This is a genomic window from Psychrobacter sp. AOP5-GZ1-6, assembly GCF_052376345.1.
Lineage (GTDB): Bacteria > Pseudomonadota > Gammaproteobacteria > Pseudomonadales > Moraxellaceae > Psychrobacter.
This window is the reverse complement of the sequence record NZ_JBQSVP010000205.1, coordinates 1-3346: the sequence shown is the minus strand read 5'-3', so window position 1 is coordinate 3346 and position 3346 is coordinate 1. Positions and strand designations below refer to the sequence as shown.

The 3346-nt window shown below is 42.9% G+C and carries 2 protein-coding genes; both read right to left on the bottom strand.

Features of this window, described 5'->3' with window-relative positions:
- The coding region (gene dld, locus ACT3RN_RS14965) for a D-lactate dehydrogenase (RefSeq protein ID WP_225739355.1) at positions 1-1674 on the bottom strand (1674 nt) is incomplete at its 3' end.
- Positions 1675-1708: 34 nt separating this feature from the next.
- Positions 1709-3346: L-lactate permease (locus ACT3RN_RS14960; protein ID WP_444518781.1), on the bottom strand; the 1638-nt coding region annotated here is incomplete at its 5' end.

The following is a 3346-nucleotide window of genomic DNA, read 5'->3' as shown; positions in this document are numbered from 1 at the left end:
GCTTTTATAGAAATTCTGCAAATCAGGCTCTGCTTCGTATAGATGCCCTACATTATGCTCAGCAGGATATTTGGCTCCGCGTGCGCTCAATAGCTCTAACATCATCTTTTTAACAAGGTGTGCATCACTGCCCTTCTTCAAAATATAATCTTGATGAAACACATAGCAAAAGAAGTGTCCGTAATACAGCTTCATCTCTAAGTGTTTTTCAATTTCTTCAGGTAGGGTTTCAAGCCATTCTAATTCATTACGCGGTATGGCAATATCTAATGCCAATATCTCACCAACTTCTTTTTCATGTATGATTTCATAGCGTAATGCGGCACCGGCTGCCGCAAAACGATTTAAGAAGGCGCTTTCTGACTCTTTTTTATCACATTCAAAGTAAGCGCCTGTTTCTGAGGTCGCAAAAAACGACTTCAAAAACGCTTGCGCTTCTTCGATACCGTCATCACTCATTTTTAAGATGAGGTGATGCTCGTATTTATCACGATATTCCATCATTCGCTCAGGCAAATGCTTTGGAAATATATTACCGATAAACTGCATGACTTTATCGGTAAAGTGCTTGGGCATCCACGACCATTTACTAAATTTTGCATCAATCGCGCCTTTAATAGCAAACAAGCGCGGTAAGGCATCTGTCCCTAAATGTTTGATACTCAAGAAAGTGTCTTTACCGTATTTGGCAGATACATCGAATATATCACGGTGCATATACTCGCCCACTTCAGGAATGTTTTTGAAATTGGACAATATCTGTCTTCTCAACTGTGCAAGCTCGCTCACACTGTTGCTACCTATATAAAAAGCCTGCTCTTTTACAGCCGTTGGGTAGGTATCAAGCCGTACTGCAAATACAGCAAGCTTACCTGCACAACCACTGGCTTCATACAGTCTCCGCTTATCCGCATTAAAGCGACTAGGCGTGCTTGCATCAACATCTTTTACTCTAGCGATATACTCTTTGTCTGATGCCATCTTGCCATTGTCAGGTAATTTGTTTTTATCAAAATCCCCATTTTGCAAATTCGTCAGTATTGCTTCTGGCGTGTCACCTAGCTCTACGCCTAGATGATTGACCAACACCAGCTGACCTTGTTCGTTGATTTGTGCAAACAAGGCAAGCTCAGTATAAGCAGGGCCTCTTTTAACCAAGGCCCCTCCTGAGTTATTAGAAACCCCACCAATGATAGACGCCCCTAAAGTCGATGAACCAATGACTGAGTGAGGGGCTCGATTGACCGTATTAAGCTGACTTTGTAGTTGGTGCAAAGTCGCTCCAGGTAAGCTGATTACCTGCTCATTATTGTTGACCAAGTACAACTGGTCTATGGCAAGGGTATTAATAACGACCACAGGTCTATCATAGTCATTACCGCTTGGCGTCGAGCCTTCGGTTAATCCTGTTTTTGCTGCTTGCATAATAATGATGCAATTGCCTTCAACACACACTTCTAGACTGCGCCAAATATCCAGCAATGTTTGCGGAAACAAAACAGCCAATGCAGCTCCGCCGCCAGAACGCCACCCCATTCTATAGTGTTCGTTTTTCTCTGGATCTGCCTGTACATTACTAGCACCTAATACGTTCGTTAGTTTGTCTAACACTTGATCGGGGCTAATGATGTCTCGAGAAGGCTTATTTGATGAGAAAAGGTTTGATGAATGCATATCAATCTCTTTATCTTGGGGGGTTACATGTGCCTTATGGTGCTAAAGGACCTTGAAAACCGAAAATGTAAATGACAGCCATAACGATTATTCCGCAGAATAATACATAGTATAAAGTAGGTAAAATCGTGCGTCTGAGGGTAGCGCCTTCCATACCAAGCAAACCTACGGTTGCTGAGGCCGCCACCACATTATGTATCGCAATCATATTACCAGCTGCTGCACCAACGGCTTGTGCTGCTATGATTATAGAAGGTGAAATACGCAAGCTAATTGCAGCTTCATACTGAAATTGGCTAAACATCATATTAGAAACGGTATTAGAACCTGCGATGAAGGCCCCAAGTGCTCCAATCGTTGCACTAATTAAGGGAAAAACATTACCAAAAGTACCAGCGAACAATTCTGCACTCGCAACTGGCATACTTGCCACATCTGATAGATTGACGCCTGAATTGATAAAAATCCTGACCATTGGGATCGTAAAGATAAGAACAAAACCAGCACTCAACACAGTCTTGCTTGACTCTTTGAGCGCACTATTTAGTGCACTACCTGGCTTTTTGGTTTGGAAAAAAGCGGCAACCAAAGCACTGATTAACAACAATCCACCAGGTAAATATAAAGGACTAAAACCAGCGCTAATATCCGCCTCACCCAATACTGATGTAAAGTCTAACGTCACACTAGTCAGAAAATCTTTGAAGCCCACAAACACTCTTGAAAAAACCAATAACAGCGCAACTAGTAAGTAAGGGAACCATGCCATGAAAATAGACATTTTCTTGCCATCTTCATTCGGCGTCAAATCTTCCTTACTAACGACTAACTTACCAAGCCATTCACTTGGCCAGTTTTTTTGCGGTTCAAAATCCCATGTGGTTTTTGGAACTAAGAATCCACGTTTTGCCGCATTAACAACGATGGCGACACTAACCAAACCACCGACCAGTGATGGAAACTCTGGTCCTAAAAAGATACCAGTTAAAGTATAAGGAAGCGTAAATGCCAAACCTGCAAAAATAGCAAACGGCCAAATCTCAAAGCCTTCCTTCCAGCTTTTGTTTTTACCAAAAAATCGAGTCAGCATCATTACCATAAAGAGTGGCATAAATGTACCAATGACACCGTGAAGAATGGCCACTTGACTAGTAATCAGTTGTAAGAAGTCACTCCACTCTAGCCCTTGCTGAGCCAGCTGAGTGCTGATAGCAGCCGTATCCAAACCTTTGTTTACCCCAATAACGATAGGCGTACCGACCGCGCCAAATGATACAGGCGTACTTTGTATCATCATTCCCATTAGCACGGCACCTAGCGCCGGAAAGCCTATCGCTACCAGTAAAGGCGCAGCAATAGCAGCGGCTGTACCAAAACCTGCTGCACCCTCAAGGAAGCAGCCAAAGCACCATGCAATAATAATAGCTTGTACACGTCTATCTGGCGATACATTGGTAAAGCCAGATCGAATAACGGCAATAGCACCCGTGTGTTTTAAGGTATTCAGTAAGAAAATAGCGCCAAAAACGATCCACAATACTGAGACGGTGATGATCGTTCCCTGAATGATCGATGAAGATACTCGAGTGAACGTCATATCCCATACGAAAAGAGCAAGTGCAGCGGTAACAGCTAAGATAATTGGCATTGTTTTTTTGGCTGACCATTGCAA